The organism is Geothrix sp. 21YS21S-2 (genome assembly GCF_030846775.1).
In the GTDB taxonomy this organism is placed as follows: domain Bacteria; phylum Acidobacteriota; class Holophagae; order Holophagales; family Holophagaceae; genus Mesoterricola.
Genome location: NZ_CP132910.1, coordinates 5,082,288 through 5,096,335 on the forward strand (window position 1 = coordinate 5,082,288; position 14,048 = coordinate 5,096,335).

The following is a 14,048-nucleotide window of genomic DNA, read 5'->3' on the forward strand; positions in this document are numbered from 1 at the left end:
CGTCGAGAAGGGGTTCGAGGACGCCCTGGCCTTCCTATCTGCCTTCTCATCAGTTCCGGCAAAGCGAGGATCGAGGTTCGCAGGCTGGGAATGAAGCCTCGCGAAGGAACCGGGGCCCTGGAACTCGAGGTCAAGGACGTCCAATGACACCTGCGGCGACCCATCGCAGCGTCGGCCCTGCCGAAACTGGGATTAACGCAGATATATGGGATAAAAGGGGATAGGCTCTCCTGGGAGTTGCCGCTTCATCCTGGTTCCGAAGTGCGCCGGGTTTGCCGGCAGCCCCAAGTGCACATACAACTCTCAAGTTATTTTGTTCAAACCCATGGCTATTGGGCGGCGATCACCACGCAGCGGGCCCGGTCCCAGCGGCTCAGGAGCTAGAGTTCCCGGAACTCCGCATCCAGGCGCGCCCGGGCGAAGACCGCCTCCACCTCGGCGCGGCGGGCGGTCTCGAAGCGGAGCGCCACGCCGCAATCGGAGGAGAACTGGCGGGGGGTGGGGATCAGCTTGAAGGGCCAGCCGGTGGGGCCGAGGAGCTTTTCGGCCCGGAGGGCCGCGGAGATGGCGTGGAACAGGGCGACGCTCTGGCTCACGCGCGCACCACGGCGGCCACGGCCCGCAGGACCGTCTCCAGGTCCTCCCGGGTGACCCCGGGGCCGGGGGCGAACCGCACCGTGCCCTCGCTGAAGGTGCCGATGGCGCGGTGCGCCGCGGGCGAGCAGTGCAGCCCCACCCGGCAGAGCACCCCGTGCTCCTCGTCGAGGCGGAGCCCCAGGTCCGAGACGTGAAGTCCGGCCACGGTGAAGGAGACCACCGCGAGGCGCCTTGAGGCGTCGCTCGGCCCGTGCACCGTCACTCCCGGGATCTCCATCAGGCCTTCGGCGAGGAACCGGGAGAGGTCCGCGGCCTGCGCGTGGAGGGCCGCGGGGCCGCGCTCCAGCACCCAGGCGATGCCCGCGCCCAGCCCCGCGATGCCCACGCCGTTGGGGGTGCCGCTCTCGAACCGGTCCGGGAGGAAGTCCGGCTGGGTCTCGTGTTCGGAACGGCTCCCGGTGCCCCCCTGGAGGAGCGGCGCGATGCGCCGGGGATCCACGCCCGCGCCCAGCACCAGGCCCCCCGTGCCGGGCGGGCCCTGGAGCCCCTTGTGCCCCGTGAAGGCGAGGAGGTCGATGCCCAGGGCCTGCATGTCCACGGGCAGCGCTCCCAGGGTCTGGGCGGCGTCCACCAGGAGGAGGGCGCCGGCCGAATGGGCCACGGCCGCGATCTCCCGCACGGGGGCCAGGGTGCCCACGACGTTGCTGGCGTGGTTGACCACCACCAGGGTGGTGCCGGGGACGACGGCGCGGCGGAAGGCCTCCGGGTCCAGCGATCCGTCCCGGGCCGCCGGCACGACGGCGACCTCGATCCCCCGGGCTTCCAGATGCCGGAGGGGCCGCAGCACGGCGTTGTGCTCCATCCCCCCCGCCACGACCCTGCAGCCCGGCGCCAGCAGGCCGTGGAGGGCGAGGTTGAGGGCGTGGGTGCCGTTGGCCGTGAAGACCACGCCCAGGGGATCGGGCGCGTTCACCAGCCCGGCCACGGCCTCCCGGACGCCGTACGCGGTCCGGGCCGCGGCCAGGGACAGGCGGTGCCCGGAGCGCCCGGGGTTGCCCCCCTCCTCGTCCAGGAAGCGGGCCATGGCCCGGGTCACGCCGGGCGGCTTGGGCCAGGACGTGGCGGCGTGGTCCAGGTAGATGACGCCGTTCATTTCGTCAACGTCATCCGGAATTCCCCACCCGGCAGGTCCTTGACGGCGGCCTGCCAGCCCAGGTGGGCCGCGGCCCGGGCCACGTTCTCGCGGGACGCCACCGAATCCAGCAGGATCTGGATCGTGCCCCCGCCGGCGGCGAGCATGGCCTTGCGCGCGTTCATGGCCGGTTCGGGACAGGACAGGCCGCGGGCATCGATGAGGGCGCTCACCGGGCACCGGCCGGTTCGCGGAAGGTCAGCCCGATGACGGCGCAGACGGCCAGGCCCAGAAGGACCGAAGCCGGGCCATAGGGGGCGGGGCCGGCGGCGGAGGAGGCGAGGTTGAAGTTGTGGGCGACGGCGGCGCCGGTCAGGAGGCCCAGGCTGAAGACGGCGGCATCGCCGTCCCCTTCGCCCGAGAGGAAGAGCTGCCGGCCGGGACAACCGCCGGCGAGGGTGAAGGCCAGCCCGGCCAGGACCATTCCTCCGAAATTCCAGAGCGTCGCGGTATGGGCCAGGGGCTGCCCGGCGAACCCGGCCCTGAACTGCCCCAGGGCTCCGTTGGTGAGGGCGGCCGCGGCCACCAGGGCCACGAGGCCGTAGAACATCTGGCCGTCCCGGAGCAGGATCAGGTCCCTGACGGCGCCCACCGAGCAGAAGCGGCTGCGCTGGGCGAGGAAGCCGATGGCGAGGCTGGCCGCCAGGGCGATCCAGAGCGGGGCATGCTGACTGCCCGGTCCCTTGGCGGAGAAGAAGACCGGTCCGGTGGGCAGGCCCGCCGCATCCCGGCCGAACAGGGGCGCGAGAACGAGAAGGGCCAGGAGGCCCAGGGCGAGGGCGGGCATCACGAAGCCCAGCGCCTTCGGGGAACCCTGGCTGCGGCCGAGGCTGAAGCCCCGCCGGAGGCAGAGGATCCCCAGGCCGACGCCGGCCGCCAGGCCGAGGATGCCGGGGATGGCGTTCCAGTCGCCGCCGCCCAGGCGGAGGTAGGCACGCCAGGGGCACCCCAGGAAGACCAGCGCGCCGATGGCCGCGAACAGGCCCAGGAGGAACCGGGCCAGCGGGCTCGAGCCGCCCCGGGGGCGGAACTCCCGGAACAGGAGGGCCGCGGCCAGGGATCCCAGGATCAGGCCCGCGATTTCCGGCCGGAGGTACTGGACCGCCGCCGCCCGGTGGAAGCCCAGCGCGCCGGCGACATCCCGGGTGAAGCAGGCGACGCAGACGCCCATGTTGCCGGGGTTGCCCCAGCGCACCAGCACGGGGGCCAGCACGCCGATGACGGCGCCCGTGAGGATCGCGCCCCAGCGCGATGTGAGAAGGCGGGATGGAAAGGCCATGGCATACCTCTGGAAGGGGTTGGAAATCAGCTACTCAATCTTTGACCAGTCATTAAATGATGCCACAGGATCCGGCTAGAATCGACCCATGACCCGCACCAGCGCCCCGCTCACCCTGGAACTGACCCTCCTGGGGATCCTCGACCGGACCCCCATGCACGGCTACAACCTCTGCAAGGCCGTGCAGGCCCTCGACGGGTTCGGCCTGATCTGGAAGATCAAGCAGAGTTCCCTCTACGCCCTGGTGGACAAGCTCGAGGCCAAGGGGCTCCTTGCGGGGACGCTCATCGAAGGGGAGTCCCACCCGTCCCGCAAGCAGCTGCAGGTCACCCCCGCCGGCCGCGCCGCCTTCGAGGCCTGGGTGGACAGCCCGGTGGACAGCATCCGGAACATGCGCCAGGACTTCTTCGCCCGCCTCTACTTCGCCCGGGGCACGGGGCCCGGCCGGGCGCGGGCGCTGGTGCGGGCCCAGCGGGAGGCCTGCCTCGCGTGGCTGGAGGACATCCGCGGCAGGCTCCGGGCCGGCGGGGGGGACCACCTGAAGGCCGTGCTCTCGCACCGGGTCCACATCGTCGAGGCCACCCTGGCGTGGCTGGACGAGTACGAGGCTGGACTCTAGGAGAAGAGGGAGTTCGGCACCGTCTTCAGGCCCAGGTATCCGTAGGCCGCCTCGGTGGCCTTGCGCCCCTGCTGGGTGCGGTCCAGGAAGCCGATCTGCATGAGGTAGGGCTCCACCAGGTCCTCCAGGGCGCCGCCGTCGCTCTCGCCCAGGGCGGCGGCCAGGGTGCGCACGCCCACGGGGCCGCCCCGGAACTTCACGCACAGGGCCTCCAGGTAGGCGCGGTCCAGGCCCTCCAGGCCCAGGTCGTCCACCTCGTGCAGGGCGAGGCAGGCGTCGGCGAGGCCGGAGGTGATGATGCCGTCCCCCTTGACCTCGGCGTAGTCCCGGCAGCGGCGCAGGAGGCGGTTCACGATGCGCGGGGTGCCGCGGCTGCGGCGGGCGATGCTCTCCGCGCCCTCGGGGGCCAGTTCCACGCCCAGCACCTGGGAGCTGCGCCGGGCGATGACGGTGAGCTCCTCGCGGGTGTAGTAGTCCAGGCGGTGCACCATGCCGAAGCGGTCGTGGAGGGGCTTGCTGATGAGGCCGGCGCGGGTGGTGGCGCCCACCAGGGTGAAGGGGCGCAGGTCCACCTTGAGGGTCTGGGCCGAGGGGCCCTGGCCGATGAGGATGTCGAGCTTGCGGTCCTCCATGGCGGAGTAGAGCATCTCCTCGATGGGCGCCGCCAGCCGGTGGATCTCGTCGATGAAGAGGAACTCCCCGTCGTCCAGGTTGGTGAGGATGGCGGCGAGGTCGCCCTTCTTCTCCAGCGCCGGGGCCTGGATGACCTTGCAGGCCGAGTTCATCTCGTTGGCCAGCACGTGGGCGAGGGTGGTCTTGCCCAGGCCCGGGGGGCCGAAGAGCAGCACGTGGTCCAGCACCTCATGGCGCCTCAGCGCGGCCTGCAGGGCGATCTCCAGGCGGGCCTTCACCTTCTCCTGGCCGATATATTCCGCCAGGCGCTGCGGCCGCAGCGAGTATTCGAAGGGCTCCTCGGGAAGCGATGGGTCGAGGTCCGGGTTCCTTGCGTGATCCATGGGTAGATTGCCTCACGGCCGGAGAGCCTTGTCTAGTGTCGCCGCGATGGATCCCCTATACTTTGTCCTTCAGGGGGGCCTCGTGCCTGAACGGACGTCCATTTCCATCAGGGACCGGCACGGCTTCGAGCGGGCCGTGCCCGCCCAGAACGTCATGGTGCTCGGCCGCCAGAGCCAGTGCGACGTGGTGCTCTCCGACAGCATGGTCAGCCGCAACCACCTGAAGATCGAGTTCGCCGGCGACGCCTGGTGGGTGGAGGACCTGGGGTCCAGCCACGGCACCTACTTCAAGGACCAGCGGGTCACCCGCATGGCCTGGGAGCCCGGCAGCACCGTGCGCGTGGCGGACGGAGCCTACTACCTGACCCTTCGCGCGGAATCTGCCTTCGCCTCCGAGGTGAACCTCCAGGCCATCCTCAAGACCGCCGGCCTCCTGGCGGGGGACACGGAACTGGACGACCTGCTGGAGCAGACCCTGGACCGCCTCCTGGCCATCTCGGGCACCGACCGCGGCTTCCTCATGCTGCCCGAGAGCGGGGAGCTGGTGGTGAAGGTCCAGCGGAACCTCGGCGCCGAGATGGAGAAGAACATCCACCTCTCCATGAGCAGCGTGCACAAGGTCTTCGAGCAGGGCGACGCGGTGTGGATCCACAACGTGGCCACGGACGAGGCCCTCATGGCCCAGAAGTCCGTCATCAACCTCCAGCTCAAGACCATCCTCTGCCTGCCCCTGCAGGTGCAGGGCGAGCGCATCGGCGTCGTGTACCTGGACAGCCGGAAGATCGTCAGCGAGCCCGTGGACCGGCCCACCTTCGAGGCCATCGTGGCGCTGTGCGCCATCGCCATCGAGCGCACCCGGCTGGCCGAGGCGAACCTGCGCAACCAGGTGCTGGCCACCGTGGGCCAGGTGGCGTCGAGCATCGTCCACGATTTCAAGAACGGCCTGTTCGTGGTGGGCGGCCACGCCCAGCTGCTGGGCGCCACCATCAAGGACGACTACTGCCGGCACCACCTGGACCAGATCCTTTCCGCCGTGGACCGCCTCAGCCGGCTCAGCGCGGACATCCTGGACTACGCCAAGGTGCGCGAACCCAAGCGCGAGACCGTGGAGCTGGGGTCCTACCTGGGTGCCATGGTGGAGCCCCTGCAGCCCCGCGCGGCGGAAGCGGGGGCGGCGCTGCGGTGCGAAGGCGAGGCCTGCCCGGTCAGCATCGACAAGCACCGGTTCGCCCGGGTGGTGGAGAACCTGGTGGCCAACTCCATCGACGCCCTGGAGGGCCAGGAGGCCGGCGAGGTCCGCCTGCTCTGGAAGCGGGTGCCGGAGGGCACCCAGATCGTGGTGCGGGACAACGGCAAGGGCATTCCCAGGAAGGTCCTCAAGCGGATCTTCGAGCCCTTCTTCAGCCACGGCAAGCGCAAGGGCACGGGCCTGGGCATGGCCACGGTGAAGAAGATCGTGGAGGAGCACGGCGGCACGGTGGTGGTGGTCAGCGAGGAGGGCCAGGGCACGGTCGTGACCATCATCCTGCCCGACGCCTCGGGCAGGCAGCCCCAGGGCGCCGTGGAGGATTCCACGGACGAGTTCCGCATCCGGGAGGGGCTGTGATCCGGGTGGGCCAGGGCTTCGACGTGCACCGCTTCGCGGAGCCCGGGGACGGACGGCCCCTGGTGCTCATGGGCTGCCGGGTGGCCCACGACCGGGGCCTCCTGGGCCACAGCGACGCGGACGTCATGGTCCACGCCCTCATGGACGCCCTGCTGGGCGCGGCCGGCCTGGGCGACATCGGCCAGCACTTCCCGGATACGGATCCCGCCTACCGCGGCGCCGATTCCGTCGACCTCCTGGCCGCGGTGATGACCGCCCTGAAGGCCGGCGGATGGAGCGTCGTGAATGCCGACGTGTGCCTGATCGGGGAGCGCCCGAAGCTCGCTCCGCACCGGGATGCCATGCGGGCCCGCATCGCGCCCGTCCTGGGGCTCGCGCCCCAGGACCTCAACGTCAAGGCCACCACCACCGAGAAGCTGGGCTTCACGGGGCGGGGCGAGGGCCTGGCGGCGCAGGCCGTGGTGCTCATCGGGCGAGACTGATCTCGATCTTCTTGGGCTGGACCTCGGGCACCTTGGGCAGCGTCAGGGTGAGCACGCCGTCCTTGAGGTCGGCGGCCACCTTGCCGGCGTCCACGCCGTCGGGGAGGTTGAAGCTGCGCGTGAAGGAGCCGTTGCTGCGCTCGAGCATGAAGACGTTCTCGTGCTCTCCACGCGCGCGCGCCTCACGCTTGCCGGTGACGGTGATGCGGTTGCCGGTGAGGTTGATCTCCACGTCCTCGCGGCGGATGCCGGGCAGGTCGGCCTCGAACACGTAGGCCCCGGGCGTCTCCCGGATATCGAAGGAAGGCGTGAAGGCGGTCTGGAGGTCCAGGTTGAAGTCCAGGTCCCGGAAGGGGTCCCACCTCAGGAAGTTCCTCATGAGGCCGAAGGGCTCGAAGGCGGGGGTGAGGGTGGCGGGGGTGGTTCGGTTGTCGCGGCGATTGAGGTTCATGGAAGTCTCCTTGGGTTGAGGCTGGAAACCACGGCCGGCCCGGGTTCCGGAAGGTGGATTCCAGTGGCGAAGAAAATATGCGTGTTAGCGACTAATGTGTCAAGCCCCCTCCGGCAATTTTTCCTTCCTGAAATTGAGGCGCATGTCCGTTTCATGACAAACCGGCCGGAAGGGTGGGCTAAATTGGGTCAGTGTTCACCTCCCGTGGGGATTTCATGCCGGAAGGCCGTCGATGGTTGGCCAGATGCCTCCTGCTGGTCCTGGCCCTGGCCGGCTGTCTTGAAGCACAAGTCCAGACTTATCGCCACTTCGATGACCGTGACGGCCTTCCGCAGAGCCAGGTGACCGCGCTCCTGGAGGACCGGGACGGGTTCCTGTGGGCCGGCACGGCCGAGGGCGTGGCCCGGCTGGGGGCTTCGGGGTTCCAGCCCTTCGGCGCCAAGCAGGGCCTGACCGCCCTGGACGTCACCGACATGCTGCAGGACCGTGCCGGGGCCATCTGGGTGGCCGGCCAGGAGGGCGGCGTGGACCGCATCCTGGGCGGGACCATCACCCACTTCGGGGAGGCCCAGGGTCTGGCGGTCCTCAACGTCAACTGCCTGGTGGAGAACGCCGCCGGCGAGATCCTCGCGGGAACCCGGCTGGGGCTCTACCGGTTGCGGGGCGGCCGGTTCGAGGCCGTGGACCTGCCCGGCGGGTGGAACCGGCAGCCCATCTTCTCCATGGCCGTGGATGCCCAGGGGCGCGTCTGGCTGGGTTCCCTCAAGGACCGCATCGCCCGGTGGGACGGCAATACCCTGGCCGACGGGGTGCTGCCCGGACCCATGACCTCGCGCTTCCGCCGCCTGCGCACGGACGCCTCCGGCCACGTGTGGGCCCTTTGCGCCGATGCCCTCTACCGCCTGGGCCAGGGCCTGACGTGGTTCCAGGATCCCCTGCCCGGACTGGACCGGAAGGTGCGGTTCCGGAACGTCCAGGTGACCCCGCAGGGCGAGCTGCTCCTGGCCATGGACGCCGATGGCGCCTACCTGCGCAGCCCCTCCGGAGTGGGCCGCGTGCTTTCCTACCTGGACGGCCTGCCCCGGGAAGGGGTGGCCTCCGTCCTCCGGGACAGCCGGGGCGACCTGTGGTTCGGCACGGACGGCGCGGGTCTGGTGGCCGAGGCCGTGCCGGGCCTGCTGTGCCTGGAGAAGGACGTGCGCACCGGCATCGGCCTGGGCCTGGGCATCGTGCTCTCCTTCGCGGAGCTCGGCCCGGACCGGATGCTCATCGGCGGCACCACCGGGCTCCACATGTGGGAGCGGGGCCGGGGCGTCACCGGCGCCTGGGACCAGATCTCGGGCCTGCCCAGCAACGTGGTGTGGGGCATCGCCCCGCGCCGCATGGGCGGCGCCTGGATATGCACCCACAAGGGCCTGGTGATCTGGGAGCGGGGCCGGATCCGCAAGGGTCCCAGGGCCCTGGAGAACGTGTTCGTATCGTCCGTGCTGGTCCACCGGGGCCGGCTGTGGGCCTGCACTTTCGAGCAGGGGCTCGTGGAGATGGACCTGGACGGGACCTTCATCGCCCGCCACCCGGCGCCCGTGGAAGTGGGTGAACCCTCCATCCTGGCCATCGTCCCCCGGGGGGAGGGCCTCCTGGCCGCCACCCGGTACGGCGTATACGCCTTCCAGGACGGCGTCTACCGGCCCGCGCTGCGCGGCACGCCCCTGGGCACCCGATCCATCTCGAGCCTCTACGTGGGCCCCGCGGGCGACCTCTGGGTGGGGACCGGCAGCGACGGGGTCTTCAGCTTTCCCCAGGGCGAGGACGGCCCGTGCGACACCTACACCGAGGCCAACGCCCGGATCCACGGGCGCGTGGGCTGGATCTCCCGCCTGGGCAACGGCGACCTGGTGGTGGGCCACGCCCGGGGCCTCTCCGTCCTGCGCGCGGGCCGCACCGGGCCGAGGGTCATGCAGATCACCCGGAACCTCGGGCTGCTCTCCAACGAGACCTCGGATTCCGCGGTGTGCCGGGACCACCTGGGCCGGCTCTGGATCGGCATGGCGGGGGGCCTGTGCATCCTGGACCCCGCCGCGGACCTGCCCGAGCCGCGCCTGCCCAAGCCGCGGATCCTGGACGCCACGGTGGGAACCCTGGCCTTCGGGCTGCCCGTGAACATCGTCCTGCCCCCCACGCCGGGCACCCTCACCCTGCGGTTCGACGCCGCCAAGCCGCTCCCGCCCGAGAACCCCTCCTACCAGGTGTGGATCGACGGCGCCTGGCGCCAGGTGGAGCAGTCCAGCAACCTCTTCCAGATCGCCCGGCTGGGCCCGGGCGTCCTCTCCGTGCGGGTGCGGGCCAGCGACGGCCTGTCCTGGACGGAGTCGGACACGGTGCGCATCCGGGTCCGGGCGGCCTGGTACCAGACGGCCTGGGCGCGCACGGCCTTCGTGCTGGCCGGGGTGCTGGCGTTCCTCCTGCTGGTGGACGTCCGGATCAGGCAGGTCCGGAGGCGATCCCGCATGCTGGAGATCAAGGTGCAGGAACGCACCGAGGAGCTCACCCTGCGCAACCGCTCCCTGGAGCGGCTCCACCACCAGCTCAAGCGCAGCCTGGAGGGCCGCGTCCAGCTCATGAACACCATCACCCACGACCTGCGGTCGCCCCTGACCAGCATCCTGATCTCCGTGGAGCGGCTGGAGGAGAACCAGGACCTCGGCGGTTCCGGCAAGTCCGCCCTCAAGGTGGTGGCCCGGGAGGCCCAGCGCGTGGAGCGCCTGCTCAAGCACCTCCTGGACAGCAGCAGGGCCGAGAGCCTCACCGACGGCCTCAACTTCCGCGTGTGCCACCCGGGCGAGATCATGGAGGGCCTCTCCGAGACGCTGCGCATGAAGGCCGAGTCCCGGGACCTCACGGCCCGCATCGCCCTGGACCCCATGGGGGACCGCACCTGGATCCTGGCCGACGCCGAGTCCATGCAGCAGGTTCTCTTCAACCTCATCGAGAACGCCCTGAAGTTCACCTCCGCCCCCGGCGAGATCGGCATCCGCTCGCGCCTTGAGCCCCCATGCTGGGTGCTGGAGGTGTGGGACACGGGCCGCGGCATCGACCCCGCCCAGGCCGCGGACCTCTTCAAGCCCTTCAGCCAGGCCCGGGAGGCCGACGCGACCCTGGGCTGGGGTCTGGGCCTGAGCATCTGCAGGACGCTGGTGGAGGCCCACCAGGGCACCATCGAGGTGGCCAGCGCCATCGGGAAGGGCTCCACGTTCAAGGTGTCGCTGCCGCTCGTGACGGCGAACCCGGAACAGGCGCAGGCGGCCGAAGGGCCTACCCGCGTTCCCTGAGCCAGGCTCCGGCGAGGGCCTCGAGTTTTTCCGGCAGGTTCAGGGTGGGGTCGTCCATGACCTTTTCCAGGAGGAACCCCTGAAGTTCCCCCAGCCAGGGCCCGCCCTTGCGGTTCGCCCTGGCCATGAGGGCGCGGCCGTCCAGGGCCAGGGCCTTCACGTGCAGGGGCGGATCGGCCTGGGCCAGGGCCTCCAGGCGCGCCATCACGGCCCGGTGCTCCTCGAAGCACGTCTCGTCCCCGACGCCCTTGCCGGACTGGTCCGCCAGGCGGAAGACGCCCCAGCGCTCCAGGGACAGGCCGTCCTCCCGGAGGCGCTTGAGGAACCGGCGGCAGGCGGGATCGCCCCAGTCGGGGCCGGGATGGGTGCCATGGTGGGCCACCAGGGCGGTCACGTCCCGGGCGAGGGCGCCCGATGCCCGCAGGCGGGTCAGGATCTCCCCGGCGATGCGCACCGACACGGGCTCGTGGCCGTAGAAGTGGATGTGGCCCTGGGCGTCCTCGGTCTTGCGCGCGGGCTTGCCGCAGTCGTGGAGGAGCGCGGCCCATCGCAGGCCCGGGTCGGGGGGGGTGCGGCGCACCACTTCCAGGGTGTGCTCCCAGACGGGATAGGCGTGGTAGCGGTTCTGGGGGCACCCGATCATGGGGAGGAGCTCGGCCAGCCACAGGCCCAGGAGGCCCGTGGAGGCCAGGGCCGAGAGGCCCTTGCCGGGCTGCAGGCCGCACAGGAGCTTGGTCAGCTCGGTCATGGCCCGCTCGACCGAGACCTTTTCCGCCACCTCCAGGCGCCTCGGAATGGCGGCGAGGGTCCCGCGCTCGATGTCGAAGTCCAGCTGGGAAGCGAAGCGGCAGGCCCGAAGGCACCGGAGTCCGTCCTCCTTGAAGCGGTCCAGGGGGTCGCCCACGGCGCGGATGGTGCCCGAGGCCAGGTCCTCCCGGCCCCCGAAGGGATCCACCAGGAAGGCCTCCCAGTCGCCGTCGTCCAGGGCGTGGGCGGGCAGGGCCATGGCGTTGATCGTGAAGTCCCGGCGGGCAAGGTCCTCCTCGAGGGCCACGCCGAGCTTCACGGACTCGGGGCGCCGCCCGTCCACGTAGACCTCGTCGCCCCGGAAGGTGGTGATCTCGAAGCCCCGGGCGCCGACCATGACCGTCACGGTGCCGTGCTGCAGCCCGGTGGGGATGACGCGCAGGCCCGCGGCCCGCGCCCGGGCCGTGACCTCCTCCGGGAGGAGCGCGGTGGCCAGGTCCCAGTCGGGGCTGGGACGGTCCAGCAGGAGGTCCCGCACCGCGCCGCCCACCAGCACGAGCCCGGATTCCGGTCCCAGGGCCTGGTGGAGGGTGCGAAGGAGGTTCCTCATGCATCCATCCTAGTGCGGAAGGTGGTGGGGCGCTTCACCCACCCGCGCCTTCAGGGCGGATTTGCGCTCCTCGACGATCTGGGCGGCGATGCGCTCCACCTGCATCATCAGCCAGTCCGAGGTGGGGCTGCCCTCGCGGTAGTCGGCGGGGCCGTAGTGGTCGATGCGCCCGTCCCGGCGAAGGCGGTCCACCTGCCGCAGGCTCCGGGGGTTGGCCGGGTCGTACACGGCGTAGCCGGTGCCGTGGTTCTGCCGCATCACGGAAAAGGCCGGCACGTCCGAGGGGCCGTCGGCGATGTAGATCATGTGGTGGAAGGGCACCCGGCGGTCCTCGGGGCGCATGGTGGAGTTCACCTCGATGGTGGCGTTCACGTTGCTGCCCTTGTTGATCTCGAAGAGGGCGCGGGTCTTGCTGGTGTTGTCGTAGGCCACGGCGATCTGGGAGATGCCCTGGGTCTCGGGCAGGAGCGCCTCGTAGGTGGGCAGGTCCAGGTCCACGGTGGCGTCGGGGTCGAAGCCCGGCGGGGCCGGGGACTCCAGGAACTCCGAGGCCCAGATGCCCTTCACGAAGGGCTTGATGGCCGAGCCCTCGATCATGGCCTTGAGGCCCGTGGAAACCACGTAGTGCTCCAGCCGCAGTTCGAACCTGCGGGCCTCGGGGTCGTCCTCGAGGCGCCGCTGGATCCGCTCGAAGAAGTCCGGCAGCCCCGGGTGGAAGACGATGCCCCCGCCCAGCTCCCGCAGCCGCGCGTTGGTGAGCCCGGGCATGCGGCCGTGGTGGACGTAGGTCAGCAGGTGGTTCAGGTAGGCCGTGTCCGGGTGGAGGGTCACGTCCAGGCGGGCGAAGAACCCCGGCAGGGCGTTCACCTCCCGCCAGAAGGCCGTCTCGTCCACGCCGAAGGCCTTGAAGATCGGCTCCTGCATGTAGCCGGGAATCAATGTCTTGTCGAAGTCCCAGACCATGGCGATGACGTTCTGGGGATGGAGGGGTGTGGACACGGTGCTCCCGGGGGCTGTCCCTTCGATACTACCTTCGTTGCCCGCAACCCGGCGACAATGACCGGATGGAACGGTTCTACTTCGACGCCAACGCCTCCACGCCCCCCCTGCCCGAGGTGCTCGCCGCCCAGGCCCGGGCCGTGGCCCAGGCCTGGGCCAACCCCACCAGCACGCACCGGGAGGGCCAGCGGGCCCGGCACCTCCTGGAGGAGGCCCGGCGCGTGGTGGCCGGGGAGCTGGGCGCCGCGCCGGGGGAGCTGGTCTTCTGCGCCAGCGCCACCGAGGCGCTCCACCTGCTCGTCCGGGGCCTGCAGCCCCGTCTGGGCAACCGCCCCGCCTGCGTCTTCCCGGGCGAGCACAGCGCCTGCCTGAATCCCCTGAAGGACTGGACCCAGGTGCGCTGGCTGCCCTGCGACACCGCGGGCGCCGCCACCGTGGTGCAGATGGCCGCCAGCAACGAGACCGGGATCCTCTACGCCATGCCCCCGGCCCCCGGGGCGGTGCGGATCATGGACGCCGCCCAGGCCTGGGGCAAGGTGCCCGTGGATCTCACGGCCTGCGACGCCGCGGTCTTCTCCGGCCACAAGATGGGCGGCCCCCGGGGCGCGGCCCTGCTCTGGATGCGCCCGGACCTGCCCTGGACCCCGGTCATGGAGGGCCCGCAGGAGCGCCGCCGCCGGGGAGGAACCGAGGACCTGGCGGCCATCCTGGGACTGGCCGAGGCCGCCAGGGCCGTTCCCGGCCGGGTGCAGGCCAACGCGGACCTGGCGCCCCTGCGCGACCTCCTGGAGGAGGAGGTGCTGGGGTGGTCCACGGACTACGAGGTCCTGGGGCGGGGACGGGCCCGGCTGCCCAACACCAGCGCCCTCCTGCTCCGGGGCCACAACGGGGAATCGGTGCAGATCGCCCTGGACCTGGCGGGCTTTGCCGTCAGCACCGGTTCCGCCTGCCACAGCGGCGCCACCCGGCCCAGCCACGCCGTCACCTCCCTGGGCTACTCCGAGGTCGAGGCGCGCAGCGTGATCCGGGTCTCGATGCTGCCCGGAACGCCCCGGGCCGCCGTGGAGGCCCTCGCCGCGGCCCTGAAGCGGGTGCTGAAGCGCTAGACTGGGGCCATCCAC

The 14,048-nt window shown here is 71.1% G+C and carries 13 protein-coding genes; 5 read left to right on the forward strand and 8 right to left on the reverse strand.

Annotated features, from left to right (window positions below; all coding sequences use genetic code 11):
* Nucleotides 1-380 precede the first annotated feature (380 nt).
* Genes RAH40_RS22280 through yedE form a run of 4 tightly spaced genes read right to left on the reverse strand, consistent with a single transcriptional unit; the run spans nt 381 to nt 3,068 of the window.
* Nucleotides 381-596, reverse strand: a complete 216-nt coding sequence (locus tag RAH40_RS22280) for a DUF3343 domain-containing protein (protein WP_306599839.1) — start codon at nt 594-596, stop codon at nt 381-383.
* Nucleotides 593-1,750 carry an aminotransferase class V-fold PLP-dependent enzyme gene (locus tag RAH40_RS22285; RefSeq protein ID WP_306599840.1) on the reverse strand — a complete coding sequence of 386 codons (1,158 nt, stop codon included), beginning with the start codon at nt 1,748-1,750 and terminating at the stop codon, nt 593-595. The genes RAH40_RS22280 and RAH40_RS22285 overlap by 4 nt, the downstream gene beginning before the upstream one ends.
* Nucleotides 1,747-1,962 (reverse strand): sulfurtransferase TusA family protein, encoded by a 216-nt coding sequence (locus RAH40_RS22290; protein ID WP_306599841.1) that lies wholly within the window; start codon nt 1,960-1,962, stop codon nt 1,747-1,749. The genes RAH40_RS22285 and RAH40_RS22290 overlap by 4 nt, the downstream gene beginning before the upstream one ends.
* Nucleotides 1,959-3,068, reverse strand: a complete 1,110-nt coding sequence (gene yedE, locus RAH40_RS22295) for a YedE family putative selenium transporter (RefSeq protein ID WP_306599842.1) — start codon at nt 3,066-3,068, stop codon at nt 1,959-1,961. Before yedE ends, RAH40_RS22290 begins: the two co-directional genes overlap by 4 nt.
* Before the next feature lie 88 nt (nt 3,069-3,156).
* Between yedE and RAH40_RS22300 the strand changes: the two genes are divergently transcribed.
* Complete coding sequence (locus RAH40_RS22300) at nt 3,157-3,687, forward strand: PadR family transcriptional regulator (protein ID WP_306599843.1); 531 nt, start codon at nt 3,157-3,159, stop codon at nt 3,685-3,687.
* Here the strand turns inward: RAH40_RS22300 and ruvB are convergent.
* Nucleotides 3,684-4,703, reverse strand: a complete 1,020-nt coding sequence (gene ruvB / locus RAH40_RS22305) for a Holliday junction branch migration DNA helicase RuvB (RefSeq protein WP_306599844.1) — start codon at nt 4,701-4,703, stop codon at nt 3,684-3,686. The two genes, RAH40_RS22300 and ruvB, sit on opposite strands and share 4 nt — an antisense overlap.
* A gap of 82 nt (nt 4,704-4,785) precedes the next feature.
* Here ruvB and RAH40_RS22310 point away from each other — a divergent pair, with 82 nt between their 5' ends.
* Both RAH40_RS22310 and ispF read left to right on the forward strand, forming a co-directional pair.
* A complete protein-coding gene (locus RAH40_RS22310; RefSeq protein WP_306599846.1) occupies nt 4,786-6,309 on the forward strand; it encodes an ATP-binding protein in 1,524 nt (507 codons plus the stop codon).
* Nucleotides 6,306-6,791, forward strand: coding sequence for a 2-C-methyl-D-erythritol 2,4-cyclodiphosphate synthase (gene ispF / locus RAH40_RS22315; RefSeq protein ID WP_306599847.1), 486 nt, complete (start codon nt 6,306-6,308; stop codon nt 6,789-6,791). The genes RAH40_RS22310 and ispF overlap by 4 nt, the downstream gene beginning before the upstream one ends.
* Here ispF and RAH40_RS22320 read toward each other — a convergent pair.
* A complete protein-coding gene (locus RAH40_RS22320) occupies nt 6,775-7,242 on the reverse strand; it encodes an Hsp20/alpha crystallin family protein (RefSeq protein ID WP_306599848.1) in 468 nt (155 codons plus the stop codon). The genes ispF and RAH40_RS22320 overlap by 17 nt on opposite strands.
* A gap of 236 nt (nt 7,243-7,478) precedes the next feature.
* Here RAH40_RS22320 and RAH40_RS22325 point away from each other — a divergent pair, with 236 nt between their 5' ends.
* Complete coding sequence (locus tag RAH40_RS22325; protein ID WP_306599850.1) at nt 7,479-10,571, forward strand: two-component regulator propeller domain-containing protein; 3,093 nt, start codon at nt 7,479-7,481, stop codon at nt 10,569-10,571.
* On the opposite strand, the gene RAH40_RS22330 is transcribed toward RAH40_RS22325, so the two are convergent.
* Together RAH40_RS22330 and RAH40_RS22335 are read right to left on the reverse strand one after the other, a co-directional pair.
* A complete protein-coding gene (locus tag RAH40_RS22330) occupies nt 10,555-11,928 on the reverse strand; it encodes a CCA tRNA nucleotidyltransferase (protein ID WP_306599851.1) in 1,374 nt (457 codons plus the stop codon). The two genes, RAH40_RS22325 and RAH40_RS22330, sit on opposite strands and share 17 nt — an antisense overlap.
* 9 nt (nt 11,929-11,937) lie before the next feature.
* On the reverse strand, nt 11,938-12,927 hold the full coding sequence (locus RAH40_RS22335) for an HAD family hydrolase (RefSeq protein ID WP_306599852.1): 990 nt from the start codon (nt 12,925-12,927) through the stop codon (nt 11,938-11,940).
* A gap of 65 nt (nt 12,928-12,992) precedes the next feature.
* On the opposite strand from RAH40_RS22335, the gene RAH40_RS22340 reads away from it, so the two are divergent.
* Nucleotides 12,993-14,033 (forward strand): cysteine desulfurase family protein, encoded by a 1,041-nt coding sequence (locus RAH40_RS22340; RefSeq protein WP_306599853.1) that lies wholly within the window; start codon nt 12,993-12,995, stop codon nt 14,031-14,033.
* The last annotated feature ends 15 nt before the right edge of the window (nt 14,034-14,048 follow it).

Coding starts and splice junctions, on each gene's coding strand:
- RAH40_RS22285 (WP_306599840.1), bottom strand. CDS start 1,750: ATGAACGGCGTCATCTACCTGGACCACGCCGCCACGTCCTGGCCCAAG.
- yedE (WP_306599842.1), bottom strand. CDS start 3,068: ATGGCCTTTCCATCCCGCCTTCTCACATCGCGCTGGGGCGCGATCCTC.
- RAH40_RS22300 (WP_306599843.1), top strand. CDS start 3,157: ATGACCCGCACCAGCGCCCCGCTCACCCTGGAACTGACCCTCCTGGGG.
- ruvB (WP_306599844.1), bottom strand. CDS start 4,703: ATGGATCACGCAAGGAACCCGGACCTCGACCCATCGCTTCCCGAGGAG.
- RAH40_RS22320 (WP_306599848.1), bottom strand. CDS start 7,242: ATGAACCTCAATCGCCGCGACAACCGAACCACCCCCGCCACCCTCACC.
- RAH40_RS22330 (WP_306599851.1), bottom strand. CDS start 11,928: ATGAGGAACCTCCTTCGCACCCTCCACCAGGCCCTGGGACCGGAATCC.
- RAH40_RS22340 (WP_306599853.1), top strand. CDS start 12,993: ATGGAACGGTTCTACTTCGACGCCAACGCCTCCACGCCCCCCCTGCCC.